The 25476-nt window shown below is 51.8% G+C and carries 21 protein-coding genes and 2 tRNA genes; 13 read left to right on the top strand and 10 right to left on the bottom strand.

All coding sequences use genetic code 11. The features are described from left to right. The 4 genes from addB to grpE all read left to right on the top strand — a co-directional run. Positions 1-2417: double-strand break repair protein AddB (gene addB, locus PsW64_RS16535; RefSeq protein WP_208980844.1), on the top strand; the 2417-nt coding region annotated here is incomplete at its 5' end. Next, complete coding sequence (addA, locus tag PsW64_RS16540) at positions 2417-5887, top strand: double-strand break repair helicase AddA (RefSeq protein ID WP_063304294.1); 3471 nt, start codon at positions 2417-2419, stop codon at positions 5885-5887. The genes addB and addA, both read left to right, overlap by 1 nt. 112 nt (positions 5888-5999) lie before the next feature. Further along, positions 6000-6320 carry a thioredoxin gene (gene trxA / locus PsW64_RS16545; RefSeq protein WP_063286502.1) on the top strand — a complete coding sequence of 107 codons (321 nt, stop codon included), beginning with the start codon at positions 6000-6002 and terminating at the stop codon, positions 6318-6320. A 203-nt stretch (positions 6321-6523) separates the two neighbouring features. Next, positions 6524-7162, top strand: coding sequence for a nucleotide exchange factor GrpE (gene grpE, locus PsW64_RS16550; protein WP_057462754.1), 639 nt, complete (start codon positions 6524-6526; stop codon positions 7160-7162). A 90-nt stretch (positions 7163-7252) separates the two neighbouring features. Here grpE and PsW64_RS16555 read toward each other — a convergent pair whose 3' ends face one another. Beyond that, positions 7253-7645 carry a hypothetical protein gene (locus PsW64_RS16555; protein WP_057462710.1) on the bottom strand — a complete coding sequence of 131 codons (393 nt, stop codon included), beginning with the start codon at positions 7643-7645 and terminating at the stop codon, positions 7253-7255. Between the two features lie 308 nt (positions 7646-7953). On the opposite strand from PsW64_RS16555, the gene PsW64_RS16560 reads away from it, so the two are divergent. Together PsW64_RS16560 and PsW64_RS16565 are read left to right on the top strand one after the other, a co-directional pair. Further along, on the top strand, positions 7954-8622 hold the full coding sequence (locus PsW64_RS16560) for a hypothetical protein (protein ID WP_063304295.1): 669 nt from the start codon (positions 7954-7956) through the stop codon (positions 8620-8622). 315 nt (positions 8623-8937) lie between these two features. Next, complete coding sequence (locus PsW64_RS16565; protein WP_063294225.1) at positions 8938-9576, top strand: trimeric intracellular cation channel family protein; 639 nt, start codon at positions 8938-8940, stop codon at positions 9574-9576. Between the two features lie 111 nt (positions 9577-9687). On the opposite strand, the gene PsW64_RS16570 is transcribed toward PsW64_RS16565, so the two are convergent. The 6 genes from PsW64_RS16570 to PsW64_RS16595 form a co-directional block, all read right to left on the bottom strand. Continuing rightward, a complete protein-coding gene (locus tag PsW64_RS16570) occupies positions 9688-10650 on the bottom strand; it encodes an ornithine cyclodeaminase family protein (protein WP_063299474.1) in 963 nt (320 codons plus the stop codon). Between the two features lie 43 nt (positions 10651-10693). Beyond that, entirely contained in the window at positions 10694-10924 is a 231-nt protein-coding gene (locus PsW64_RS16575; RefSeq protein WP_063304296.1) for a LapA family protein, read from the bottom strand. Between the two features lie 135 nt (positions 10925-11059). Next, positions 11060-11362 (bottom strand): integration host factor subunit beta, encoded by a 303-nt coding sequence (locus PsW64_RS16580; protein WP_057462715.1) that lies wholly within the window; start codon positions 11360-11362, stop codon positions 11060-11062. Beyond that, entirely contained in the window at positions 11355-12362 is a 1008-nt protein-coding gene (gene sppA / locus PsW64_RS16585; protein WP_063294889.1) for a signal peptide peptidase SppA, read from the bottom strand. The genes PsW64_RS16580 and sppA overlap by 8 nt, the downstream gene beginning before the upstream one ends. Before the next feature lie 222 nt (positions 12363-12584). After that, positions 12585-12866, bottom strand: coding sequence for a chorismate mutase (locus tag PsW64_RS16590; RefSeq protein ID WP_446737471.1), 282 nt, complete (start codon positions 12864-12866; stop codon positions 12585-12587). Between the two features lie 898 nt (positions 12867-13764). Next, positions 13765-14469, bottom strand: a complete 705-nt coding sequence (locus PsW64_RS16595; protein ID WP_063304298.1) for an SDR family oxidoreductase — start codon at positions 14467-14469, stop codon at positions 13765-13767. 445 nt (positions 14470-14914) lie between these two features. On the opposite strand from PsW64_RS16595, the gene PsW64_RS16600 reads away from it, so the two are divergent. Then, the gene (locus PsW64_RS16600; RefSeq protein WP_208980845.1) at positions 14915-16117 is read left to right on the top strand and encodes a GNAT family N-acetyltransferase; all 1203 of its coding nucleotides are present in this window, start codon (positions 14915-14917) and stop codon (positions 16115-16117) included. 162 nt (positions 16118-16279) lie between these two features. On the opposite strand, the gene rpsA is transcribed toward PsW64_RS16600, so the two are convergent. The 3 genes from rpsA to aroA form a co-directional block, all read right to left on the bottom strand. Next, complete coding sequence (rpsA, locus tag PsW64_RS16605) at positions 16280-17977, bottom strand: 30S ribosomal protein S1 (RefSeq protein ID WP_063286510.1); 1698 nt, start codon at positions 17975-17977, stop codon at positions 16280-16282. A 195-nt stretch (positions 17978-18172) separates the two neighbouring features. Then, positions 18173-18808, bottom strand: a complete 636-nt coding sequence (gene cmk, locus PsW64_RS16610) for a (d)CMP kinase (RefSeq protein ID WP_063286511.1) — start codon at positions 18806-18808, stop codon at positions 18173-18175. Next, a complete protein-coding gene (gene aroA / locus PsW64_RS16615; protein WP_193757816.1) occupies positions 18805-20160 on the bottom strand; it encodes a 3-phosphoshikimate 1-carboxyvinyltransferase in 1356 nt (451 codons plus the stop codon). Before aroA ends, cmk begins: the two co-directional genes overlap by 4 nt. A gap of 205 nt (positions 20161-20365) precedes the next feature. On the opposite strand from aroA, the gene PsW64_RS16620 reads away from it, so the two are divergent. The 6 genes from PsW64_RS16620 (at position 20366) to PsW64_RS16650 (ending at position 25375) form a co-directional block, all read left to right on the top strand. Beyond that, positions 20366-20743, top strand: a complete 378-nt coding sequence (locus PsW64_RS16620; protein WP_063304300.1) for a TIGR02300 family protein — start codon at positions 20366-20368, stop codon at positions 20741-20743. A 131-nt stretch (positions 20744-20874) separates the two neighbouring features. Beyond that, positions 20875-20950, top strand: a tRNA-Ala gene (locus PsW64_RS16625). Positions 20951-21032: 82 nt separating this feature from the next. After that, positions 21033-21108, top strand: a tRNA-Ala gene (locus PsW64_RS16630). A 248-nt stretch (positions 21109-21356) separates the two neighbouring features. After that, on the top strand, positions 21357-22772 hold the full coding sequence (locus PsW64_RS16635) for a cryptochrome/photolyase family protein (protein WP_063304301.1): 1416 nt from the start codon (positions 21357-21359) through the stop codon (positions 22770-22772). Between the two features lie 121 nt (positions 22773-22893). After that, positions 22894-23382, top strand: a complete 489-nt coding sequence (locus tag PsW64_RS16640) for a fasciclin domain-containing protein (RefSeq protein ID WP_063304302.1) — start codon at positions 22894-22896, stop codon at positions 23380-23382. 685 nt (positions 23383-24067) lie between these two features. Beyond that, positions 24068-25375 carry an extracellular solute-binding protein gene (locus tag PsW64_RS16650; protein WP_063304304.1) on the top strand — a complete coding sequence of 436 codons (1308 nt, stop codon included), beginning with the start codon at positions 24068-24070 and terminating at the stop codon, positions 25373-25375. The last annotated feature ends 101 nt before the right edge of the window (positions 25376-25476 follow it).

The raw sequence follows: 25476 nt of genomic DNA on the forward strand, positions 1-25476 counted from the left end.
CCGGCTCGTTTCCAGCCACCGCCGAGCTGATGAAAGCCGTGCTGAGCTTGGAAAACGGAGCCCTTGTCCTCCCCGCCCTCGATAGGGGCATGGATGAAGAAAGCTGGCAGGCCCTCGGCACCCCGTCAGACCCGCAACGTATTCCCGGTCATCCACAATACAGCCTCCGCCAACTGCTCCTCGCACTGGATATCAAGCGAGAACACGTCACCCCGCTGGGCAAGCCGGAAAGCGAAGCCCTGCGCCTGCGCTGCGAGATCGTCAACGAAGCACTCCGTCCGGCAGAAACAACGGAAGAGTGGCAAAACTTCTTCACCTCCCAGCTGGCAGAGCACAGAGAGACCGCCTTCGCAGGCACGCAGCTGATCACAGCGCGAAACGAATCCGAAGAAGCACTCTCCATCGCCCTGCTGCTGCGTGAAGCAGTGGAAGCAGGCAAAACAACCGCGCTGATCTCACCCGACAGAACACTGGCTCGCCGCGTGGCATCAGAGCTGACCCGCTGGGGCATCATCGTGGATGACACCGCTGGCCGCCCGCTGGAGCAAACACCGCCCATGGTGCTTGCCATCCTCACCGCAAAGCTCGCCCTGCAAGGCCTCGATCCGGTCAACCTGCTGGCCCTGCTCAAACATCCGCTCGCCTTCCTCGGCATGAAGGCCAAGGAAGTCCGCTCCGCCGCCCGCGCTCTGGAACGCGGTGTCCTGCGCGGCCCGCATCCAAGGCCGGGCCTCAGTGGCCTGCGGGAAGCGGTGGCCGCAGCTCATGATCTGGCTATGGAGAAGGCCGACAGACCAGTTTCCCGCTGGCGCAAGCTAGTGGAAGAAGACTGGAACGCCATCAACACCTTGCTGGACCGTCTGGAACAAGCCCTCGGCCCACTGGAAGCCCTGCTGCAAAACCCAAATGAGATCCCGGTCGAAGACATCATCAAAACCCACGTGGATGCAGTCCTGCTGCTTGGGGCTGATGAAAACGGCTCCACGGAAGAGCTGTTCAGCGGCGAAAACGGTAAGGCGCTCGCCGAAACCCTGACGTCCTTGCTGGAAGCTGATGCAGCTGGCCTCTGCGTGCCTGCCAATGAATGGCCCGGCGTGTTCGGCGCTCTCATCACCGGTGGAGCCGTCCGCTCTCGTACACCAGCCGACCCACGCATCCACCTGCTCGGCCCCATGGAAGCCCGTTTGCAGCGCTATGACCTCGTTGTCCTCGGCGGACTGAACGAAGGCACATGGCCGCAGCGCACCCGTAACGACCCATGGCTCAACCGCCCCATGAAAGGCCAGATCGGCCTCGATCCGCCGGAGCGTAAAATAGGTACCTCCGCCCACGATTTCCTCTGGAACCTCGGCGCGCCGGAAGTAGTGCTCTCCCGCTCAGAGCGTGTGGATGGGTCCCCAACTGTGGCCTCCCGCTGGCTCCAGCGCATTGTCACGTTGGCAGGCCAAAGCGTAGAGCAGCAAATGCGCGCCAAAGGCAAGCGCTACACCGAGCTTGCCCTTGTGCTCGACCGCTCAGAAACACCAGTCCGCCCTGCCAAACGCCCTGAGCCAAAGCCTCCAGTGGAAGCTCGTCCGGTTCAGCTCTCCGTGACCGCCATCGAAAACCTGATCCGCGATCCGTACCTCATCTACGCCAAAAACGTCCTGAAGCTGGATGAGGTTGACCCAATCGGCGGCGAACCCGGCGCTGCCGACAAAGGCAACATCATCCACGATGCCCTCGCAAACTTCCTTGAGGATTGGGATGGGCCATTCGACGACAACGCAGTTCGAGCACTAAAAACTGAAGGTGGCCGACTGTTCCGCCCGCTGGATGCTTTCCCTGCCATCCGCGCCCTGTGGTGGCCGCGCTTTGAGCGCATTGCAGAAGAGTTTGTTGCGTACGAAGGTGAAGTCGCACCCAAAATCTATGACCGTTTCCTTGAGGAGTACGGCAAAGTGGAAATGCAACGTCCGGAGCGCAACTTTACGCTCACAGGTCGTGCAGACCGCATCGATCAGATGAAAGACAACAGCTTGCGCGTGGTGGACTACAAAACCGGCCAGCCGCCCTCTGCCAAACAGGTTGAAGCGCTGCTCTCACCACAGTTGCCGCTGGAAGTCGCCATGATCCGCCGTAAGGGCTTTGAGGATTTGCCCCACGACATGCCCATCTCCGACATGCTCTACATCCAGCTTAAAGGTGGCAGCGATGCCGTGAAGCTGGAGAGCCGTGTGCCAAAGGAAAGCACCGCTGAAGAATTGGCAGAAGAAGCATGGAAACGCTTGGAACAGCTCGTCGCCGCCTATGAGAACCCGAGGAAAGGCTATCTCTCAAGAGCACGTGTGCTGAAGGAAAGGGAATGGGCCGCCTCCTATGACCATCTTGCTCGCGTGCAGGAATGGTCCCTTGGAGAAGACGGGGAGGATGCATAATGGATATTCCGGCAAAAACCCTCGACAGCCAGCAACGCGCAGCGCACCCTGAAAATTCCGCATGGGTGAGTGCAAACGCAGGCTCCGGCAAAACCTTCGTGCTCGCCCGCCGCGTGGTTCGCCTGCTGCTGTCCGGCACTGACCCATCCCGCATCCTCTGCCTCACCTTCACCAAGGCAGCCGCGGCAGAGATGGCAACCCGCGTATTCGATTCCCTCGCCAAGTGGACACAGCTGAGCGATGCCGAACTGTCTGCTGAGATTGAGGATATCGAAGGACGTCCAACCTCTACCAAGCAGCTGGCAAACGCCCGCCGCCTCTTCGCCAAAGCACTGGAAACACCGGGCGGTCTGAAGATCCAGACCATCCACGCGTTCTGTGAAGCGCTGCTGCATCAGTTCCCGCTGGAGGCCAACGTTGCAGGCCACTTCTCCGTATTGGATGATCGCCTTGCCGAAGAGCTGCTCAATGAGGCCCGCGCCAGCGTTCTGCACAGTGCAGAGATTGAGCCGGACTCCGACATCGGGTCAGCTCTGTCCCAGCTTATCGAGCTATTACCGGATTCAGGCGTTGAGAAAGCTCTCTCCGAGTTGATCAGCCGCCGCGATGCATTCTATCGCTGGGTTGCTCCTTATGGAGACTTGGAAAGCGCTGTTTCCGCGCTATACGCTGATTTCTCCGTCATGCCGGCTGATGATATATCTGGCTTTGCATCTGCGTTGCGACGGAATTCTTCTCTCAGTGACGACGAAGTAAAAGCGTTTGCAGAAGCCTTACGCGTCGGTTCCAAGACAGATCAGGACCGCGCGGCTGCTCTGGATCAGGCCATCACGCACAAAAACGATGAAGCCTGGCGCATTGCTTGGTTGAAGATCTTCCTCACTGGAACCCTCAGCCCACGCAAGTCTCTCGCCACCAAGAAGGTCCAAACAGCCTTCCCGGAAGTGATCGAACGCTTGTTCGCCGAGCAAATGCGCGTATTGGAGGCTCTGCAGCACCTGAATGCCGTCATAACGGTTTCTGGAACCAAAGCGATCCTCACCCTATCAGATGCGGTTCTACGCTATTACGAGACGGAAAAACTCCGTCGCGGTTACCTCGATTTTGAAGATCTGGTGGTCAAATCTGCGCAGCTCCTCTCCAGAGCTGAAGCCGCTCAATGGGTGCAGTACAAACTGGACCAAGGCCTCGACCACATCCTCGTTGATGAAGCACAAGACACCAGCCCACGCCAGTGGGAGGTAATCCGCGCGCTGGCAGAAGAATTCTTCGCTGGAGACAGTGCGCGAGAGAAAGTCCGCACCATCTTCGCGGTGGGGGATGAGAAGCAATCCATCTACTCCTTCCAGGGCGCTGTTCCGGCCTACTTTGCCGAAATGCGCAAGTTCTTCGCCCGTCGGGCTGAGGAAGCGCAGAAGAATTTCGAGGGCATCGAACTCAACCTCTCCTTCCGCTCCACACCGGATGTGCTGGGCGCGGTCGATAAGGTGTTCGACACACCGGAAACCTACAAAGGTCTGTCACAGGACAACGTAGCGCCCGTGCATGAAGCCATTCGCCACAATGATCCGGGCCGTGTCGAAATCTGGCCTCTGGAAGAAGCCGTAGAAACGCTGGAACCAGACGACTGGACCCAGCCCATTGATGCCATCGGCACCGGCAACCCCATGCTGCGCCTTGCCACCCGCATAGCAGAGCAGATCAAGGACTGGGACCAACGCAAAATCGCAGGCCCGGGGGATGTTCTGGTGCTGGTCCGCAAGCGCGGCCAGTTTGTAGAAGCGCTCAACCGCGAGCTCAAACGCTTGGATGTTCCCGCAGCCGGTTCTGACCGCCTCGTCCTCACAGACCACATCGCCGTCAAAGATCTCGTTGCGCTGGGCCGCTTTATTCTGCTGCCGGAGGATGACCTCTCTCTCGCCTGCGTCCTCAAAAGCCCGCTGTTTGGCTTGGTTGATGACGATCTCTTCGAGATCGCCCACGAAACACCGGGTGTCCCAAGACCGGGTACTCTCTGGCATGAGCTGCTGAGAAAGTCAGAGAACAGCGAGAAGTGGCAGGAAATTCGCAAGCAGCTGGTTGTCTGGCGTGATCGCGCAGACTTCGTTCCACCTTTCGAATTCTTTGCCAAGATCATGGGAACCGACGGCTACCGCCAGAAGTTCCGTGAGCGTCTTGGTACGGAAGTCGATGACGTTCTTGATGAGTTCCTTTCATTGACGCTCACCTATGAAAAGAGCGGCACCCCCGGCATGGAAGGCTTCCTTGCGTGGCTTGCCGAAGCGCCAACTGAGATCAAACGCGAGCTCAACGCCGCCAAAGGCATGGTCCGCATCATGACAGTCCACGGCTCCAAGGGATTGGAAGCGCCCTACGTTATTCTCGCTGATGGCTGCAATGCGCCCGTCTCCAGCCTGCATGCGCCGGTGATGGTTGAAAAACAGCGGGCAGGGGATACGCAGGCAGCCCCCGCTCTCGTCTGGCTGCCCAACAAAGCACAGCGCACCGAATGGCATGAAGAAGCGCTGGAACTGCTGGCGGAAGAGCAGAAAGAAGAATATCGCCGCTTGCTCTATGTAGCGCTCACCCGTGCCAAGGATCGTCTTGTCGTGTGTGGCTGGTCACCCAAGCGTGGCCCGCATGATGAATGCTGGTACACACTCACCCGCAACGGTTTGATTGAGGAAGCACGCGAGCAAACAGATGCCAACGGCGAAGTGTCAGCGTGGATCTGGACCAAGAATGGCATAGAAAAGCCAGAGCCGATCCTGCCGCAATCTGAGAAGATTGAGAGCCGGAAACAGGCTGTTATGCCGGACTGGGTCTCAACAAACGTCAGCACGCCTGAGCGTATCCGCCGCGTAAAACCATCTGCCGCCTTTGAGGAGATGGAAGCAAAAGAGAACATCGAGCAGCAAGATCCGAAAGATGCTCTGGAAGCAGCTCGCCAGCCAGAAGACTGGCCGCTGGTCCGTGGCCGCATCGTTCACAGACTGCTGGAGTTCCTGCCCGATCTGCCAGAAGAACAACGTGTGGCATCTGCAGAAAGGTTCCTTGCCAGTTCCCTGCCAGAACGGTTCGAGGACAAAAAAGAACGTCTGCTGGATGATGTGTTGGGTACGCTGGGCAACCCAGAGTTTGCAGAGTTGTTCAGCGCCAATGGCAGAGCCGAAGTTCCAATTCAGGGTATGCTCACGGGAGAGGATGGCAAGCCGGTTGAAATCTTCGGTCTGATTGACCGTTTGCTGGTCAATGACGAAGAAGTGATTATTCTCGACTTCAAGACAAATGCCTACGTCCCAAGGAGCGTGCACGAAGTCTCCGAAACGTATGTTGCGCAGCTGGCTGTTTATAGAAAATTGCTTTCTGAGCTTTATCCTGATCGGAGAATAAGAGCGCTGCTCCTCTATACGTCAGGTCCCCATTTGGTAGAAATACCAGTGGAACTGATGAAATCTTTTAAATTCTAGTCGAATGTTGAGAATTCGTTCGCTTGACGCTCGGCACTTGCGTTCTTACTTTCAGGGCAACAGAGTTTGCTCAGTTGGGGCGACTCAACCTGCACTATGAAAAGAGGCAAAAATGGCCACTGTGAATGTTGAAGACGGTAACTTCGAAGCTGAAGTACTCCAGAGCTCGACCCCTGTTCTCGTAGACTTCTGGGCGACCTGGTGTGGTCCTTGTAAAATGATTGCGCCGTCCCTAGAAGAAATCTCTGAGGAAATGGCTGGTCAGGTCAAAGTTGCTAAGTTGGATATCGACAGCAACCAGCAGAGCGCAATGAATTACGGCGTTCGCTCTATCCCAACCATGATCCTGTTCAAGGATGGTCAGCCAGCTGCAACCCTCGTAGGCGCACAGCCTAAGGGCAAAATTGCTGATTGGATCAAGCAGTACTCTTAATTTTGAGGGTATCTGCAACGAAATGCTGAGTAAAATCGGGCATTCTGAGGATCTCCGGTCATGGAAGTGGCCGGAGGTCTTTTGTTTTTGTCAAACAGCGACTAAATAAAGACCGGATAGATTTTTGCGCGGGCGCCTTTGGGCAGCCCTTGCAGTGCTTTGCTCCATGGTAAAAAGAGCAAGTTTTAAGAGACGGGATGACGATGAGCGATCAAAATAAAACTCCGCAGGCAGAAGAGCAGGTAAATCCGGAAGCTGTGGTTGACGAAACTGCGAATGGAGCCGAGCAGGCAGAAGTTGCTGCGGAAGTAGATCCAATCGAGGCGCTGAGAGAAGAAAATGCTGCCCTGAAGGACCGCGCTTTGCGCACCATGGCAGAGATGGAAAACTTGCGCCGTCGGACTGAAAAAGAAGTTAAAGACGCCAAAGCCTACGCAGTTGCAGGTTTCGCGCGTGACATGCTGGTGGTCAATGATAACCTTGGCCGTGCAATCGATGCATTGCCAGATGACGCACGTGAAAACGACGAAAACCTGAAGGCGCTGGTTGAAGGCGTTGAAATGGTAGAGCGCGAAATGCTCAACCACCTGGAAAAGCACGGTGTGAAGCGTCTTTCTCCAGAAGGCGATAAGTTCAACCCGCACTTCCATCAGGCGATGTTTGAAGTGCCGAACACAGAAGTTCCAAACAACACTGTGGTTCAGGTTGTTCAGGCTGGCTACGTCATCGGCGAGCGCGTCCTGCGCCCTGCAATGGTCGGCGTCTCCAAAGGCGGCCCAAAAATCGCTCCAGTTGCCGACAAAGCAGCAGAGCCAGGCTCCACAGTAGACAAAGAAGCCTAAACACCAAAGCCCTCAAAACACCGAGGGCTTCTCAAAGAATTTCAAAACGGAGGTCGCTATTCGGCCTCCGTTTTTATGTCAGAATCCGCTTTATAGCTTTACCTTTTGGCGGGTATACACAAGATTACCGCTACCGTTGGAGCCAGTTGTCTCCACCATGATTTCGCTGCTGCCATCTATGCGCTGAAACTCCACAAAGCCAACTCCGCTACGAATGCCGTTCGCGCAGTTTGTCTTCCATGAGACCAGACCGTCACTACGCGCTTCCGAAAAACCTTCAAGCTGTCCACCCTGACATAAAGTACCGAGTAGCCTCCGAACTTGTGCAGAGCTAAAACCTGCAGGGTTATATACGCCGCTAAGCGATCCTTCGCGTTCTTTTGCACCAAAGTAATCAGGATTCTTTTTGGAAATACCGGCACTGCTTGAACAGGCGGTTAATGCGAAAGCAATCGCAATTGGAACAATAACTCGAGCAACCATAATACAACTCGCTATTCTCATAACTATATTATTTCTAGGCACAACTGTTGGCTTTTGGAGATTTCGACACCTGCCTTGTGCTGCGCTTTGTCTTATGCATTCAGAGGAGGTGAAGCAATCTAAAGTTGAAAAAAGGTTCAAGTATACGCTATTGCTTGGCCTTACTGACAGACCACTTTACTCTAGGGCTCCGATCAATTGGAAATCTCTTAGCTCTCAAAGGAAGCGAGGCTTGCTTGCAATCTGATCGGGCTTCGAAGATGCATGTAAATAGTTGTAGTTGAATGTATATTTATCTTTGGTGATCTATGTGGAAATGGCCTGTCTTTTTCTGGTTAGCAGTTATCGCTGCTGTGTTGTGGCTAGCTCCGGTATTTGTAGATCACGTTGTTATAGAAGCCTATTTTCCGATGCAGGCTCGCGGCGATAAACTGTTCTATCCGCGCCAAAATGCAGTGTTTATCCCAATTCTTGCTGCAGTTTTATTGTTCGCCATCTGGTTATGGCGGCGGCCATTTGCACCTTTCATCTATAAGTGCGGGCTTTTGATACTTGCCTTAGCAGCTCTTTCTCCATTTCTGCCTCGAGTTGAAACAGATTTTCAGCAGGTTTATTGGATAGGTAAAGCCAGATATGAAATCCCATGGCAATACGCGCCATCCCGAGGAAGTATCCGTCCGGGAGGTGATCTCTTTCAGGTGCGTGTCTCTTTCCCTGATATGACACCTCTATATGAGAGCCGGCAAAAAACAATCACTATCGGAAGAGCTCTGTATTTTCAGTTTAGTATAAATGCCCTTGGGCCCGCCAAACTGTGTAAACTTCTTTTTGGAAAGCTACAGTGTCAGTGGTTGCGTGGAGAGGTCGTGTACAGTGCTACTGGTGATAAAGATCTGTTTCCAGATGATCCTTCAAGCTTGATGACTCCCGTTGAAAATTTGCTTGATAGCTTTCAAGTTCCAGCATCACCGAGGTAACCGCTTTTGAGCTGTGCCAGTCTAGATTGGCTTAACTGGAGGGCCTGGCCCGGATCATCCTTGAATGAGGGTTTCTCAAATAAATTCAAAACGGAGGTCACTATTCGGCCTCCGTTTTTTGTTGCGGGGATGCCAGAAGCTCTGCAAGAAACGCAGGGCTGATTTGAAGTTCTTGGCGCTGTCCCCAAACCCTTCACAGGATCTAAGGCTATTTAAATCTCACAAATGAAGTAGTGTAGTTCTCCGGTTGCTTTTTTAAGATGGCTGGCTAAAACCACCAGACTTGAAACCAACGAATTTGCGGGCATGACGTAGATGCAATCTGAGATCTGGCAGTATCTGGACTTTTTGGGAGTGGCCGTTTTCGCCGTGACTGGCGGTTTGGTGGCTGCACGTCTGCGTCAGGATTTTATCGCTTTTTTGTTCTTTTGCTCGCTGACCGGAATTGGTGGCGGGACTCTGCGTGACACTCTTCTTGATGTGCCAGTGTTCTGGGTTGAGAACGAGAGCTACCTCTATGTCTGCCTCATCGTCTCTGTCATCATGTGGTTTTACGCGCATAAGGTTGAAGCATGGGGCCGTCCGCTACGCTGGCTGGATGCTGTTGGGGTCGCATCTTACTCAGTCATGGGCGCTGCGAAAGCGATCTCGCTTGGTGACAACGCTGCGGTAGCCGTGCTGATGGGGGTCGCATCGGCAACATTTGGCGGAATCCTGCGCGATATCATTGCTGGTCAACCCTCCGCCTTGCTGCAAAGAGAGATCTATCTGGCAGCTGCGTTTGCTGGGGCGATCACTTACTCCGTCACGCTCATGGCAAGCGGACAAAGCAACCTTGCAGCAGCCCTTGGCTTTGCTATGGCCATGGTACTGCGCGGTGGTGCAATCGCAAAAGACTGGCATTTGCCCAGCTACACACCACCGAAGAAGAAAGACATGGATGAGCTGGACTAAGGTCCTCAGCTGGAGTGTGTTCCCGAAAAGTGGCTCCGATTTGCGGATAAAACCACGCACGCAATAAAGAACTAGAGCTTCATGTGCGAACGTGCCTGCACGCGACACGCTTTAAACACGCAGATAAACGTGTCCGGCAACGGCAAGATCAGCCAGAGCAGTGCCCGTTGACTTAAACAGCGTGATTTGCTCGTAAAAGCGCCGTCCTGCCCGATCCCCCTGACACAACTCCGCCAGATCAGAAGCAATGTCCTGCAGGCTCAAAACGCCATCCGCAAGGGGCTCTTTGAGGTCCCCCGTGGTTGTTGGTGTGTTGTCATAGCTGTCCAGAAACAGCCGCGCCTGCGAGATAACCGTATCATCGCATTCACGCTGATCAGCATGCATGGAGCCAACCAGATCCAGATGCGTGCCTTCTTGTAGCCATTCCCCTTGAATAATTGGCGTGTTCGCACTCGTCGCACAGCACACAATATCTGCGCCTCTGACAGCGCCACCCAGATCCGTTGTCGCTGAAACCTTAAAAGGTTGCCCCTGCATATGCTCCACCAATTGCTGAGCAGCAGCAGGGCTTCGGTTCCAGACCAGAACCTCCTTGATGGGGCGAACAGAAGCATGCGCATCAATCAGATAAGGTGCAAGGTTTCCAGCGCCCACCATGAGCAAGCGGGAAGAGTCTTCGCGCGAAAGATACGAGGAGGCCAGCGCCGATGTTGCAGCTGTGCGCCAGTTGACGAGCGCTTTGCCATCCAGAAGCGCAAGCGGCGTCCCCGTTTTGCCAGACTGCAAAAGATACACACCAGCAACAGCCGGTGCGTCATGCTCCAGTGATGTGGGAAGACAACTCTCCAGACGCGTGCCAATAAAACCGCGCTCAACAGTGTCTTGAGCGGCGAAGTCATGCCATGCAGAGGAGATGGTGAGAGAGCCGTCATCAAGGCCGGTTGGACGTGCAATTCTTTGTGTGTGCGGGGAAGGGGCCACCACACCAACACGAAATGCACGTCTCAGCGTCTCAAGAAGATCGCGAAAGCTCATCACCCCCTCAATGTCCTGAGCTGTGATGATCCGCATTCGCAATCCCCGTGTTAAACGTCAGGGCAGAGTAATAAAGCGGTTAGGCTGCTTTTTTATGGTCTGGTGCAGGCAGGCCGGGTGCAATGTCACCCTGTGCCACCTTACGCAGTGAATCCGCTTCATGTTTCAGTTGGTTCGCTTCGCGTCGTTGAACACGAGCCTCTTTACGAAACCGTCCTTGTCGCATCCAGGTCGCCACTCCGCCAAGCATCACGCCCAGTCCAACAGCGCCAAACAGCAACCAGAAAACCGGAATGTTGAACGTCAACATCGGGTCCTCTGGGTTAAAGGGGTTAAGCGAAATCAGCGTGGAATGCCGGTTCGCAACCGCAAGGACAACAAGTAGAGCTGCTATAGGTATAAGCAGCAAATTCCGAAGGAAACGAGCCAATGTATTACTCCAGGATCAGTCGTCTTCGCCGTGATCCGTACCGTCGTTCAGTCGTTCGCGCATTTCTTTGCCAGTTTTGAAGAACGGAACGAACTTTTCGCCAACTTCAACTTTTTGGCCAGTTCTTGGATTGCGTCCAACGCGTGCCGGGCGGTTCTTCACTGAGAACGCACCAAAGCCACGCAGCTCGACGCGGTCACCGCGCATCAGCGCTTCAGTAACTTCATCAAGAATGGCGTTTACGATATTCTCTACATCGCGTTGATAGAGATGCGGATTACGCTCCGCAATAGTCTGTACTAATTCCGATTTAATCATGCTTTGCCCCCCCAAGTGCTGAGACTGTTGCCGCATCCGGAGCCTGCCAAACAGACACGAGACCGTCAAGCGGTAGGCTTGAATCTACGACACTTTTTGCTGTTTTGAGAAGTGAGATGACCAAATTCTGGTTCTCACTACCCAAAAAGCCTAATAAATTTGCAGGGAACGGGAGTGACCGCTCGTCTGATTCTGGTTTCCAGTCGATTATTTCCAAATCACTGGAAAGTCCTTTTTCGTCAATAAGCCACTGATGCGCGGCCTGCTCGCCACCAATCTCATCGATCAGTTCAAGGTCTTTTGCCTGGTGTCCGGTATAAACCTGACCGTTCGCCAGCTGAAGTGCACGCTCTTTAGAAAGGCCTCTGCGTTCTGCAACAAGTCCAACGAACCACATATAGGTATCGTCAATCAGTTCCTGCAAAGTTTCCTTCACTTCAGGCGTGGCTGGCTCATAAAAGTTTGGCTCAGCTTTCAATGGTGCGCTTTTAATCGCATCCATTTCAACGCCAATCTTCTCAAGCAACCCTTTAGCATTGCCATACTGGAAGAGAACACCGATAGATCCGGTCAAAGAGGTGTATTGAGCAACAAGGTGATCACTGGCAATTGCGGAAAGATAAGCAGCCGAAGCGCCAAGCGTCGTGATGGACGCTGTCAAAGGCTTCTTCTCAGCAATCTTGCGCAGCGCATTGTAAAGCGCTTCACCACCGGAAGTGGTGCCACCGGGAGAATTAATGGAGACGATGACACCTTGCACGGTGTCATCCTTTGCGATTGCTTCAAGCATCTCCAACTGGCGGCGATCATAGGTGATCGGTCCGTTGATTTCGATGCGAGCAATATGCTTTTCAGAACGGGCAAACTCACCAAGGCCAGTTGCCTCAGCGCCTCCCCACAACAGCAAAGCTGCAAGTGCTAAAAAACTAACGACGCGCCAGAACGAAACTTTACGTCTCAGGCGTCTGCGATCAATAAGAACGTCACTGTCTAGACTCATGGGGTCTTCCCGGTCAAACTCATTTAAGCGACTATAGGGAAACAATACCTAAGCTTTTGAATAAGCCAAGTGTTCTTTCTCTGCAGACGGTAAAAACACGACCATAAATTAAGCTTTGTCCCTGCCAAACGGTTAATTTGGGGAAGTAGGCTCTTAATTCTCCGAAAATTTCTGGTTGTAATGCTAGTCGACTAAGATGCCAGAGAAAATGGCGATACTATGTTATTTTGCGTTTTCCTCTGCTTCCATAAGGTCTTCTTCGTGCGCAATCGCACTTTCCATCAGTGCGCGCCACATGGTCTCATAGGTCTGCGCATTCAGGCCATGCGCACGGGCATGGTCTTTTACGTTGCTGGCAACTTCCTCTACCCGGCTTTCAATGCGGGCAGACAGGCCAATTGGTTTTTTGATTTCAGCGGCGCGTGTGATGTAAGTCCAGCGCTCTGCAAACAGGGAAATCAGTTCGGAATCCAGACGATCAATTTCTGCGCGGATCTGAGTCATATCGTGACATTCGCTAGCAGAGTTCTTCATTAGTTTTTTGCTGCCTATCGGATTGAATGACGTGGCTGGGGAGTGCCACCTTTTGAAATGTCATACCCGAAATAAATGCATGGTCGCAACTAGCATATGTTTATCGCATAAAAAATCCGTTCCGTTCATCAGGAGGTGGGGGGGAGCTGAGAACGGAACGGGATCTGTATGGCCATGGGGCCAGTTGGACTTTTCGTCTTTTTTGGGCCACTGTTTTATCGATTGCTCTGAAAACCGATAGGTTCAGTGATCTTAATTCTTGACGCGAGAACTAGGGGCATAGTTCACCGCGCGCTGTTGGAAACCCAAAGCCGATTGCTGCAAGGACGGCGTAAAACGGGTTTCCAGTTAGCCCTGCGGTTTCGGGCGGACCGCTAGGGCATTCCGAAGTCTTGAAGCTGCCGGACCTTATTTTTGTTATTGGCCTCAACGATGTTTCAAGACAAACAGCACAGTGGAGTTTGAGAGAATGGGATACTCTCTTGCTCGCCATGTAAAGTAATATACAGATGTTACTTGAAGATAAATAGAAATCAGAAATAGAAAATTTCAAAAAACGACTCTATCTTAGGTGGTGTATAGCAAATTAAAAGTTGTTATCAAAACTTATCATCAATTTACTATTGCTTATCTATTATGTTTATTTTGATTAAAGTGAATTAATATTTACATTAATTAAAATTGAGCACATGTAAATGCTCCATATCACACAATTTGCTTTGTTTCTTTCTGGTGAGGAGGAGTTGTGGCGTTAAAAAAGGGGCGTTTCCGCCCCTTTCTGATCGTACAGGTTTAAGATCTCTCCGATTAATCGAGAGAGAAGGGCATCCCGCAAATTGCGACAGATGCCTTCGCAAAATTGTCTAGCCTAAATTGAGCGCGTAATTCCGCCATCAATGCGGATATTTTGTCCGGTCATGTAGCTGGAGGTGTCTCCGGCAAGGAAAGCAATCAGATCAGCCACTTCCTGTGAGGTGCCATAACGTCCCATTGGAATACGACCCCGGCGCTCTTCCTTCTCTGGCAAGCTGTCAATAAAGCCCGGCAGCACGTTGTTCATGCGAATATTTGAGGGAGCGTACTTGTCTGCGAACAACTTGGTAAAAGCAGCAAGGCCAGCTCTGAACACGCCGGAAGTCGGGAAAAGCTCCTCAGGTTCAAATAAGGCATAGGTGGAAATATTGACGAAGCTGCCTTTGCCCTGAGCTTCCATGATTGGGGTAACGATGCGGGTGATACGCACCACGTTCATGAGATAGAAGTCCATCCCTCTCGCCCAATCTTCATCGGTGAGCTCAAGGACTGGCCCTTTAGGCCCATGGCCAGCACTGCTGACAACCGTATCAATACGGCCCCACTTGCCCATCGCAACATCAACAAGACGCTGGAGGTCCGCAGTTTCAAGGTTGGAGCCAGTCACGCCGACACCACCAAGTTCCTCAGCCAGCTTCTCGCCTTTGCCAGAGGAAGAGAGGATGGCGACTTTATAACCGTCCCCTGCCAGCTTACGTGCAGCAGCAGCACCCATACCACTGCCACCAGCAACAATCAGCGCAACTTTCAAATCACTCATGAAACCCTCCTGAATTAAATCAGGACTATTCCATTTTCTGCTGGGCAATAAATCAAGTGACGATTTGTCATCACCCTGAGAGAAACCATGCTGAGGAGACAATATTTCTAGAACTGAGGTCCCTAACGGAAATGTGAGAAATTCAAATGCTCAGATTTCTATAAAATACTTCTACTTTTAACTGGTTGAAAATAACTATGTATAAAAATCAGGTGTTAGAGCGTGTTCCGTTTGATTGGATTCAATCAAACGACCAGAATTCGCTCTAACAAAGATTTTAGAGCACGGTGTGTGAATGCGAATGAACGCGACGTGCTCTAGGGCGAGAGCCACGAGATTCAGTCATTTCAAGCATATCGCCGAAAAGTAGACGCCGATTTTCGGATAAAGATACGCAAACTGCTTTAGTTAAAGTCATTTTATGCATCAATAAGGGAGAAGTTTGTTGCAGGCAGATGTTATCACATCAGACGAGCTCGCCTCTGTGCAGCAGAGCTCTGCAACAAAAGCACTTCAAAACCCGTCTGTGTGCGTGTTGCAGTCTGCTGTTGAAGTAGCTGAACTCCAGCAGCAATGGCACCAGCTGGAGCAGGCCTCCAAAGGCAATCCGGTCTTTCAAAGCTATGCCTGGACCATGGCGATGCTTGAAAATCCTGCATCGGTCCAATCAGCCAAAATCTTCGCTGTCTACGACCAGCAAAGCCTGATCGCGGTTCTGCCGTTGCGCATTGAAAAGCAAAAGTCCCTGAAAGCGCTGACTGGTTTAGGAGAGCCTTTTCAGCAGTACTCAGAGATGCTGTTAACTCCCGGCTATAACCCTGCTGCCGTATTGGATTACCTGAAGCCACACCTTCAAAAGGCTGGCGCAGATGTTATCCACCTCCGTCAGATCAGAGAGAGCGGTGCACTCTATGAGTACGCCAGTACTCATTTTACCGAGGTCGGAGAGGCAGATGGCGCTCCATGGCTGGATCTGAACCAGTGGGATAGTTTTGAGGACTATCTGAAGTCCATCTCCGCCCGTTCCCGCAAAACCATCCGCAACCAGCGCAATCGTCTCCACAAATCAGCAGGCCTTTCGCACCGCGTGATCCGGCAGGAAGACCCGGAACTCGAAACCATGCTTCTACGAACTCTAAACGGGCGTGAGAACTGGGTCGAAGCCATGGGCTACTCATCGCGCGCTCTGGAAGGTGATGGCTTGCAGAATGTCCTTCTCTCATTAAGCAAGGGCACGGCCAAAGGCTGCGAACTCATCGCTTTCGAGCTGAAGCATGGTGATCTGCCAATCTCTACCGAATGGGGTTTCCTGTTCGAAGGCTGCTATTCCGCTTACATGGCCGATTGGAACCCGGACTACGAACAATCCAGTCCCGGTAAACTTCACCAGATGGACGTCATCGAGGCGTGTTTTGCGCTTGGGATCGATAAAGTCGATTTCCTGAAACCAGCCTCGCGCTACAAGATGACATGGACCTCACAGGTCGCCAGTGTCTTTGATGCCGTCAGCCCGCTCTCCTTCAAAGGACAGCTCTATGCCAGCCTCTGGCTCAAGAACCTGCGCCCCTTAGCAAAGCGCATCGTACTCGCAATGCCAAAAGGTCCGAGAGCATTCCTGATGAGCTCCCTGAAGAAGATCAGGGGCTAACTCTGCCGAGAGGCAGAACTCCCTGAAACAGGGCGCTCCAAAGCTCTTTTCAAACATAAGCGCGCAAAAGAATGCGAAACAACGCAAATGAACGCACTCATCAACGCAACAAAAAAGCCCACTCAAATGAGCGGGCTTTCTCGCAAAATCTATTGCTAGATCTTATTCGTCGTCGTTCTGCTTCTTCATAGCTGCAGCGAGGATGTCGCCGAGAGAAGAGGAAGCGTCAGAAGAACCGTACTGTGCAACCGCTTCTTTTTCTTCAGCGATTTCAAGTGCCTTGATGGATACACCAACGCGGCGGGTCTTCTTGTCGAACTGAGTGATACGAGCTTCGATCACATCGCCAACGTTGAAGCGGGTAGGATCCTGCTCACCACGTTCACGGGACAAGTCAGCGCGACGGATGAATGCAGAGAGGTCGCCGTCTACGAGTTTAACGTCGAGACCACCGTCTTTGATTTCAGTCACTTCACACTTAACGATTGCGCCCTTACGAACAACATCGCCAGCGGATTCAAACGGATCAGCGTCGAGCTGTTTGATGCCGAGAGAGATACGCTCTTTCTCAACGTCAACGTCAAGAACGACTGCTTTAACAACATCGCCCTTCTTGTACTCTTCGATGACCTGCTCGCCCGGACGGTTCCAGTCCAGATCGGACAGGTGAACCATGCCGTCAACATCGCCTTCAAGACCGATGAACAGACCGAATTCGGTCTTGTTCTTAACTTCACCTTCTACGGTGGCGTTAAGTGGGTACTGCTGTGCGAATGCATCCCATGGGTTCTGCAGAGTCTGCTTGAGGCCCAGGGAGATACGGCGTTTGGAAGCGTCCACTTCAAGGATAACCACTTCAACTTCCTGGGAAGTAGAAACGATTTTGCCTGGGTGTACGTTCTTTTTGGTCCAGGACATTTCGGAGACGTGGATCAGGCCTTCGATGCCTGGCTCCAATTCTACGAATGCACCGTAGTCGGTGATGTTGGTAACACGACCGGAGAACTTGGAATCCAGTGGGTATTTGGCTTCGATGCCATCCCATGGATCGGTTTCCAGCTGCTTCATGCCAAGGCTGATGCGGTGTGTTTCCTGGTTCACACGAACGATCTGCACCTTCACGGTCTGACCGATTGTCAGAACTTCGCTTGGGTGGTTGATACGACGCCATGCAATGTCGGTAACGTGCAGGAGGCCATCGATGCCACCAAGGTCAACGAATGCACCGTAATCGGTGATGTTCTTAACAACACCCTCAACGGTCTGACCTTCTTCCAGGCTCTGAACGAGTTCAGAACGCTGTTCAGCGCGTGTTTCTTCCAGAACGGTACGACGGGATACAACGATGTTACCACGGCGCTTGTCCATTTTCAGGATCTGGAAAGGCTGTGGAGTGTGCATCAGAGGAGTTACGTCGCGTACTGGACGGATGTCGACCTGAGAGCGTGGCAGGAATGCTACTGCGCCGTCCAGATCAACGGTGAAGCCACCTTTAACCTGGTTGAAGATCTGACCAGTAACTTTTTCACCAGCTTCGAAAGCAACTTCAAGGCGAACCCAGCTTTCTTCGCGGCGTGCTTTGTCGCGGGACAGAACAGCTTCACCCATCGCGTTTTCAACGCGCTCAAGGTAAACTTCTACTTCATCGCCAACGGCCATTTCGCCGTCACGGCCTTTAGCGCCGAATTCCTTCATAGGAACGCGACCTTCAACCTTAAGACCTACGTCGATGACTGCGAGGTCTTTTTCGATAGCAACAACGATGCCTTTTACAACGGTGCCTTCAAAAAGGTCGGAAGTCGCAAAGGATTCTTCCAACAGAGCTGCAAAATCTTCAGCAGCAAAGTTTTGATTTTCCATAAAATCTCCTGATGCCATAAGAATGGCGCTCGCCGGCGGGTTTGTGTTAACACTAAAGGACAAGGGCTCCCGGTTTTCAACTCGCGTTGAAAAACAACCACTTACAAGTAAGTGGGCCGGCGAAAGCGGTCACACTTGTCCAAATTCGGTATCGTAACAGTCGCTTGATATAACAAACGCGAACTCCGAAGGCTGTTATGAAACAGCTGAATTCCGGGCGCGTTCGACGATATCCACAGCCGCACGAAATGCGGAGTCTATATCCATTTCTGTCGTATCAAGCAAGTGTGCATTTTCAGCGGGTTTTAATGGAGAGTCTTTTCTGGTGCTATCGCGCTCGTCGCGACGCTCCAGATCCACTAGGATTTCATTAAAATCTGCTGGAATTCCCTTGCCGTTCAACTCGTCTGTTCGGCGCTTTGCACGGGCTGCCGGAGAGGCGGTAATGAACAGTTTCGCGGTCGCGTCCGGGCATACAACAGTCCCGATATCACGGCCATCCAAGACTGCGCCCGGCTCTTGCTCAGCAAACGCACGCTGAAGGCTCACCAGTTCCTCGCGCAAGCCAGAAAGAACCGCAATGCGAGAGGCCGCCTCACCAATTTCATGGGACGAGAGCTGATTGCGATCCAAATTACCCAGATCAAGGTTCTGGGCGACAGAGATTGCAACGTTTTCATCACCAAGTGGCAGGCCGCGCGCAAGCAGCGCAGCGGCGACAGCACGATACGTCAAACCAGTATCCAGATGGCGGAGTCCAAAATGCGCAGCAAGCTGGCGTGCGAGCGTTCCCTTGCCAGATGCCGCTGGTCCATCCAGAGCAATAATCATGCAGCTTCCTCATTTTTATTTTCAAGCTTGCCACCCAGCTCACCAAACATGGAGAGGAAGGTTGGGAAGCTTGTCGCGATTGGCGCTGCATCATCGACCTGAACCGGCTTGTGTGCAGCGAGCCCCAGAATAAGGAAGCTCATTGCGATCCGGTGATCCAGATGTGTTGTAACAGTGCCACCGCCAATATTGTTTGCCCCACCAGTAACAGTCAGACTGTCCTGTTTTTCAACGCACGGAATACCGTTTGCTTCCAAACCACGTGCAACAGCAGCCAGGCGGTCTGACTCTTTGACACGCAGTTCTTCAAGACCAAGCATAACAGTGTCACCTTGAGCAAAAGCAGCAGCAACAGAAAGAATTGGATATTCATCAATCATGGAAGGTGCTCGGTCCGCTGGAACCGTAATACCCTTTAATCGCGAATACTTGGCGTGAATATCGCCAATCTTTTCTCCGCCGCTTTCCCGTTCATTCGAGATGGTAATGTCTGCGCCCATTTCAAGCAGACTAGTAATAAGTCCAATGCGAAGCTCATTCAAAAGCACACCTTCAACGGTGAGATCAGAACCCGGTGTGATCAGGGCAGCAACAATCGGGAAGGCAGCTGAAGACGGGTCACCAGGAACCGTAATATCCTGAGGCTGCAGCTTCGGTTGGCCTTGCAGCGTGATGATACGCTCACCGCTCTCGTTCACTTCAACCTTCAGGTCTGCGCCAAAACCAACCAGCATTTTCTCTGTATGGTCACGTGTCGCAACAGGTTCGATAACAGTTGTTGTACCAGCGGTATTCAAACCAGCCAGCAACACAGCGGATTTCACCTGCGCAGATGCCATTGGCACGCGGTAAGTGATTGGAATTGGTGTGTCACTGCCGCGGATAGAGGCTGGCAGACGGTCGCCGTTACGCGCAACAACCTGAACACCCATCTCACGCAACGGGTTAAGGACGCGGCCCATTGGGCGTCCAGACAGCGAGGCATCGCCAGTCATGGTGACGGCAATCGGGTGGCTCGCAAAAATACCCATTGCCAGACGTACGCCTGTACCCGCGTTTCCAAAGTCAATTGGAGCTTCCGGCTCAAGCAAGCTACCCAGTCCAACACCCTCAACCGTCCATGTGTCATCTTCCTGACGAACACACTTGGCACCAACCGCATTCATAGCATTTGCTGTGCCAATCACATCTTCTGATTCGAGAAGGCCAGAGATGGTGGTTTTGCCAAGCGCCAATGCGCCGAACATCAGAGAACGATGGGAGATAGACTTGTCACCTGGAACTTTGATCTGACCGTTTAGCGGAGAGCCGCTATGAGCGGTCACAATTTGCGGTGACGAATTATGGGACATGTTCATTTCCGGGGTTGCGAGACTTAAAAAACTAGTTCCTCCTAGCACGGAAGAAAAAGACAGTCACCCTAGGGCGCATTGAACTATTGCGAAATTTCGGCAGTGAATGTACGACTTCGGGTAGATTTCTAAGATTTATCTTTGACATGATGGCCAACCTGAGGCTAAGGGGGCCGTCAACGAGATACAAACAAAGGTGAGAACCGTGGCAAGACCGGAACTCGGAACCAAGCGCCTGTGCGCGGCGTGTGGCGCTAAATACTATGATTTGAAACGTAACCCGATCATCTGTCCTAAGTGCGGCGACATGTTTGATCTGGGCATGACAGCAAAAACGGCGAAAGCTATAAAAGCTGTTCAGAAAGAAGAAGCTAAGGAAACATTGGTCAAAGACGATGCGGAGCTGGTTTCTCTGGAAGAAGCAGACGCAGAGGCATCTGGTGAAGACATTCCTGAGCTGGAAGATGAAAATATCAGCGATGATATCAGTAGTGATGACTCCGATGTATTTCTGGACGATGAAGACGACGAAGACTCTTCTGTACCAGGCATCGTTGTGAACCGCGACAACGACGAAGTCTAAAATTTCCACAGCTTGTGAAACAGCTGGCTGTTAAGAGAGTATTCTCTTGAAAAGTGGGGGCGGGCCATCTATGTTCCGCCTCCATCGGCACCCAAACTTCATAGAAGTTTCAGTGCTTAAGGAAGAAGTATGGGGCCTTAGCTCAGCTGGGAGAGCGCTTCGCTGGCAGCGAAGAGGTCAGGAGTTCGATCCTCCTAGGCTCCACCAAAGACATTCTGTTAAGAATGTCTGTCTTTCTTAAAGATACGCAGCAGGACAACCCAAGTCCAACTCATAAGCTGCATGGTATGGGGCCTTAGCTCAGCTGGGAGAGCGCTTCGCTGGCAGCGAAGAGGTCAGGAGTTCGATCCTCCTAGGCTCCACCAAAGACACTCTGTTAAGAGTGTCTGGCTCTTTCCCAAAAAATCCCAACAATGTTTTTAGATTAGACCTGATCGTCCTCTCAGTGTTTTTGTGCTGTCTTTACGTGGCTTTGGAACGTGTTTGACAAACAAAGCCAGTCTCGCGGCAGTGACGTTTTGCGCACTATGAGAATTGAAGCTCTATTGCCATTGATACGCAAGGAAATTGCTATACATCTGCGGCAACTGGTTCTTTTGAGCAGAGGCTATCGATGAGTGCACCCGTTGTGATCCATTGGTTCCGTCAGGATCTTCGCTTGAGCGACAATCCCGCCCTGACTGCAGCTTGCGAGGCGGGCTCAGTTATTCCGCTCTATATCCTGAACGATAGTGAGAAAGGTGCGCGCGAACATGGCGGAGCAGCGCAGAACTGGCTGCACCATTCTTTAAAAGCTCTCAATGAAAGCTTGAAGGGGCACCTGTTGATAATGCGGGGTGACCCGGCTGTGGTCATCAAAAACCTTCTTCAGGAGACAGGAGGGACGGGTGTTTTCTGGAACAGATGCTATGAACCATGGCGCATTGAGCATGATGCCCATTTGAAGTCAGAGCTGGAAGACGCCGGAATAACTGCAAAGAGCTTCAACGGTTCGCTCCTTTGGGAACCATGGCAGGTGTCGAAGCCAGATGGCGACCCTTATAAGGTCTTCACCCCGTTTTATCGCAAAGGCTGTCTGCAGGCTTCCGAGCCACGTAAGCCCTTACCTGTTCCTAAGCCAATGCAACTGCATAAAGTGACTGCGAATGGAGCTCTGTCTGTTGATGAGCTGAAACTGATCGACAACCGTCCATGGTCAGCGCAAGTAAGTAGCTGTTGGAAGCATGGAGAACAAGCGGCGCAAAGCAGGTTTTACTCATTCCTCGAAAACGGCATCTCCAACTATAAGGAGGGGCGAAACTTTCCCGCCCTCACGCACACTTCGCGACTTTCTCCGCACTTGCATTTTGGAGAGATTTCGCCCAATCAAGTCTGGTGGGCGCTCAATATGCACGAAGAGACACATGACATTGACCATTTCCGGAGTGAGTTAGGCTGGCGTGAGTTCTCCTATTCCCTGCTGTTCCATAACCCAACACTTCCTCAAATCAATCTCAATGCCAAATTCGATAGCTTTCCGTGGGTTTCTGACGACCAGCGCTTGCTGGCTTGGCAAAAGGGGCAAACGGGTATCCCGATTGTGGATGCAGGCATGCGCGAGCTGTGGCAAACTGGTTATATGCATAACCGCCTGCGGATGGTCGTTGGCTCGTTCCTCGTAAAGAATTTGCTATTGGATTGGCGCTTAGGCGAGGCGTGGTTTTGGGACTGCCTCGTAGATGCAGATCTCGCCAACAACAGTGCAAGTTGGCAATGGATTGCTGGCTGTGGTGCCGATGCTGCTCCATACTTCCGCATTTTCAACCCCGTGCTACAGGGAGAGAAGTTTGATGGGCATGGCGATTACACCCGCCACTTCCTCCCGGAGTTAAAAGAGTTACCGGACAAATATCTCTACAAACCATGGGAAGCTCCTAAAGATATCCTGCAGGATGCAGGCGTTTTGCTGGGAGAAACGTATCCGCTGCCAATCGTTGATCTCAAAAAATCACGAGATGAAGCATTGCGTGCATTCGAGGAAACAAAATAAAATTCAGGTCAGAGTGATCTGCCTTCAATCCCGGTCAGTATAAGAACTTGTGCGCGGCAGAATGTCGCAGCCGAAACTTATGTAATTCCCTGATTTACATCTCTGGGAAGTGGAGGGTTCTATGCGTTTATCTATGATATCTTTTGTAAGCTCGCTTGTTCTTGCTGGATCAGTAAGTGCTAATGCTGGAACTATTGTAGAGGTAGCTCAAGGGGCAGGGCAGTTTAACACCCTTATTGCTGCAGCTCAGGCCGCTGGTTTGGACGGCGCGTTAGCAGACGGTGAAAACCTGACTGTCTTTGCTCCAACCGATGAAGCGTTTGCTGCTCTTCCAGATGGAACAGTAGAAATGCTGCTGAAGCCCGAGAACAAGGATCAATTGATTGCGGTCCTGAGCTACCACGTTCTGCCACGAAAGCTCGCATCCACTGACCTGCCAGGCCGGACAATCCATGTAAAGACAATCAAGGGCTCTGGAGACAAGACACTGTCCGTCTCAAAAACATCGTCAGGTGTGACAGTCGATAAGGCGAACGTGATCAGCGCCGATATTCCTGCGGATAACGGAATTATCCATGTGGTCGATGCGGTATTGCTACCCTCCAACTAGTCTGAGGCATAGCTAAAATCTGTAGGAGTTCAGCTTGAGGGTGTGGAGCGTAAGTTTCGCGCCCTCAGCGCTGTCACAAAATGCGATTAGATGACTCTATTTGATTGAAACGAATACATTTCATCTTTTCGAGTATGCAAACTTTTGCATTAGAAGTTGCATTCGGTGAGTTGCACACAGTGCGCCTGTGGATAAGTTAGAGCACCTTTCGCATTCGAAAACCTGCGCCTTAAAGCATTAAGACAGCTCATCCGCATAAACGTGCAAAGTGCAAAATTAGAATTCATTCGCCGTCTAGGTATTTATCCTTTATATCAAGTGATTAGCCGACAAATCTTTGCATAGTGCTCAACATTCGGAATCTTTCGTATCGAATTTTTTCGAAACAAAACTTCCAATTTTAGACACTTCATCCATGCTGAATGGCAGAAAATATTGCATAAAAAACAGTTGCCTTAGATCGGTTTCGCTTTTTCGAAACATGACAATCTCATGATAATTATGAAAAAAAACGAAGATCCAATTGCAATTCATCGAAACTTCAAGAAACTGTCATCCTAGTGTGAAACACCTAAGTGATATTGCAGATGAGGCGTAGGGGATGGATCGTCACTGCGATGAATCAGGTGTTAACTCCGCTTCGCATGTTAGATTTTTTCAACTTTCCCACTGGGGGGCAACAAAAATGACTCTTCGTAAAGCAACTGGTGTCGCAACCTTTGCAGCACTCGCAATGTCTTCAACAGCATCTTTCGCTGCGACAGAAATCAACTGGTGGCACGCAATGGGCGGCCGTCTGGGTGAAGTTGTCAACGAAATCTCCACCAAATACAATGCGTCTCAGGACGCGTGTCAGCTGACCCCAGTCTATAAAGGTAACTACGAAGAAACCTTGACTGCTGGTATTGCGGCATTCCGTGCTGGCGAACAGCCAAACATTCTTCAGGTATTTGATGCAGGTTCCGCTACCATCATCGGTGCAAAAGGCGCAGTTGTTCCAGCTGAAGACCTTTTGAAAGACGCTGGTGTTGAATTCAACATCGAAGATTACATTGCTGGTGTTCGTTACTTCTACGCTGACGCAGCTGGCAAAATGATCGGCATGCCGTTCAACTCCTCTACTCCAATCCTCTACTATAACGTAGAAGCACTGGCGAAAGCAGGCGTTGAAGCTCCTAAGACTTGGGAAGAGTTCGAAGCGATCGCTCCAAAGCTGAAAGCTGCTGGTTATATTCCTTTGGCACAGTCACACCTGCCATGGATCTTCACCGAAAACTTCATGTCCCGCCACAACCTGCCATTTGCAACCAACAACAATGGTTACGACGGCGCGAAAGGCACTAAGATCCTCGTGAACAACGATGCGATCAAAATGCACTTCACCAAGGTTAAAGGTTGGCTCGACGCTGAGCTGTTCGGTTATTACGGCACTGGCTGGGGTGACAACCAGAAGGTATTCCAGGACGGTTCCGCTGCAATGTGGCTCGGTTCTTCAGGTTCCTTCGGTGGCCTGACCAAATCCACAGACTTCAAATTCTCCGCAACCTACCTGCCTCATTGGGCTTCTGTTAGCGAAACAGGCACCAACACCTTCATCGGTGGCGCTGCACTCTTCGCAATGTCCGGTAAGCCAAAAGCAGAAAACGACTGTGTTGCGAACTTCTACTCCTTCCTGACTTCCGCAGACATGCAGTACTACTGGCACCAGGAAACTGGTTATGTGCCAATCACCAACGCTGCATATGAGCTGGCAACTAAGGATGGTTACTATGACCGCGTACCAGCTGCTGAAGTTGGCATCAAGCAGCTGACACTGCCAGGTGGCGACAACACCAAAGGTTACCGCATGGGCTTCTACGTTCAGGTGCGTGACGTGATGAACCGTGAATACGGTAAAATCTTCTCCGGTGATAAATCCGTAGACGACGCATTCCAGACCATCGAAGACGAAGCTAATAAGCTTCTGGCTCGCTTTGCTAAGACGTCTAACTAAGACTTAGCATTGAGACTTTCGCTAAGACCGGAGACGCTTTTGAGTGTCTTCGGTCTCAGGTTGTTTTGGAAATAGAATGTTCCCATGCGTCAAAGAGCGCA

The organism is Pseudovibrio sp. W64 (assembly GCF_001623145.1).
GTDB lineage: Bacteria > Pseudomonadota > Alphaproteobacteria > Rhizobiales > Stappiaceae > Pseudovibrio.

Excerpts from the sequence above, each read along its gene's own strand:
- addA (WP_063304294.1), top strand. The coding sequence starts at position 2,417 with ATGGATATTCCGGCAAAAACCCTCGACAGCCAGCAACGCGCAGCGCAC.
- trxA (WP_063286502.1), top strand. The coding sequence starts at position 6,000 with ATGGCCACTGTGAATGTTGAAGACGGTAACTTCGAAGCTGAAGTACTC.
- grpE (WP_057462754.1), top strand. The coding sequence starts at position 6,524 with ATGAGCGATCAAAATAAAACTCCGCAGGCAGAAGAGCAGGTAAATCCG.
- PsW64_RS16555 (WP_057462710.1), bottom strand. The coding sequence starts at position 7,645 with ATGGTTGCTCGAGTTATTGTTCCAATTGCGATTGCTTTCGCATTAACC.
- PsW64_RS16560 (WP_063304295.1), top strand. The coding sequence starts at position 7,954 with ATGTGGAAATGGCCTGTCTTTTTCTGGTTAGCAGTTATCGCTGCTGTG.
- PsW64_RS16565 (WP_063294225.1), top strand. The coding sequence starts at position 8,938 with ATGCAATCTGAGATCTGGCAGTATCTGGACTTTTTGGGAGTGGCCGTT.
- PsW64_RS16570 (WP_063299474.1), bottom strand. The coding sequence starts at position 10,650 with ATGCGGATCATCACAGCTCAGGACATTGAGGGGGTGATGAGCTTTCGC.
- PsW64_RS16575 (WP_063304296.1), bottom strand. The coding sequence starts at position 10,924 with ATGTTGACGTTCAACATTCCGGTTTTCTGGTTGCTGTTTGGCGCTGTT.
- PsW64_RS16580 (WP_057462715.1), bottom strand. The coding sequence starts at position 11,362 with ATGATTAAATCGGAATTAGTACAGACTATTGCGGAGCGTAATCCGCAT.
- sppA (WP_063294889.1), bottom strand. The coding sequence starts at position 12,362 with ATGAGTCTAGACAGTGACGTTCTTATTGATCGCAGACGCCTGAGACGT.
- PsW64_RS16590 (WP_446737471.1), bottom strand. The coding sequence starts at position 12,866 with ATGACTCAGATCCGCGCAGAAATTGATCGTCTGGATTCCGAACTGATT.
- PsW64_RS16595 (WP_063304298.1), bottom strand. The coding sequence starts at position 14,469 with ATGAGTGATTTGAAAGTTGCGCTGATTGTTGCTGGTGGCAGTGGTATG.
- rpsA (WP_063286510.1), bottom strand. The coding sequence starts at position 17,977 with ATGGAAAATCAAAACTTTGCTGCTGAAGATTTTGCAGCTCTGTTGGAA.
- cmk (WP_063286511.1), bottom strand. The coding sequence starts at position 18,808 with ATGATTATTGCTCTGGATGGACCAGCGGCATCTGGCAAGGGAACGCTC.
- aroA (WP_193757816.1), bottom strand. The coding sequence starts at position 20,160 with ATGTCCCATAATTCGTCACCGCAAATTGTGACCGCTCATAGCGGCTCT.
- PsW64_RS16635 (WP_063304301.1), top strand. The coding sequence starts at position 21,357 with ATGAGTGCACCCGTTGTGATCCATTGGTTCCGTCAGGATCTTCGCTTG.
- PsW64_RS16640 (WP_063304302.1), top strand. The coding sequence starts at position 22,894 with ATGCGTTTATCTATGATATCTTTTGTAAGCTCGCTTGTTCTTGCTGGA.
- PsW64_RS16650 (WP_063304304.1), top strand. The coding sequence starts at position 24,068 with ATGACTCTTCGTAAAGCAACTGGTGTCGCAACCTTTGCAGCACTCGCA.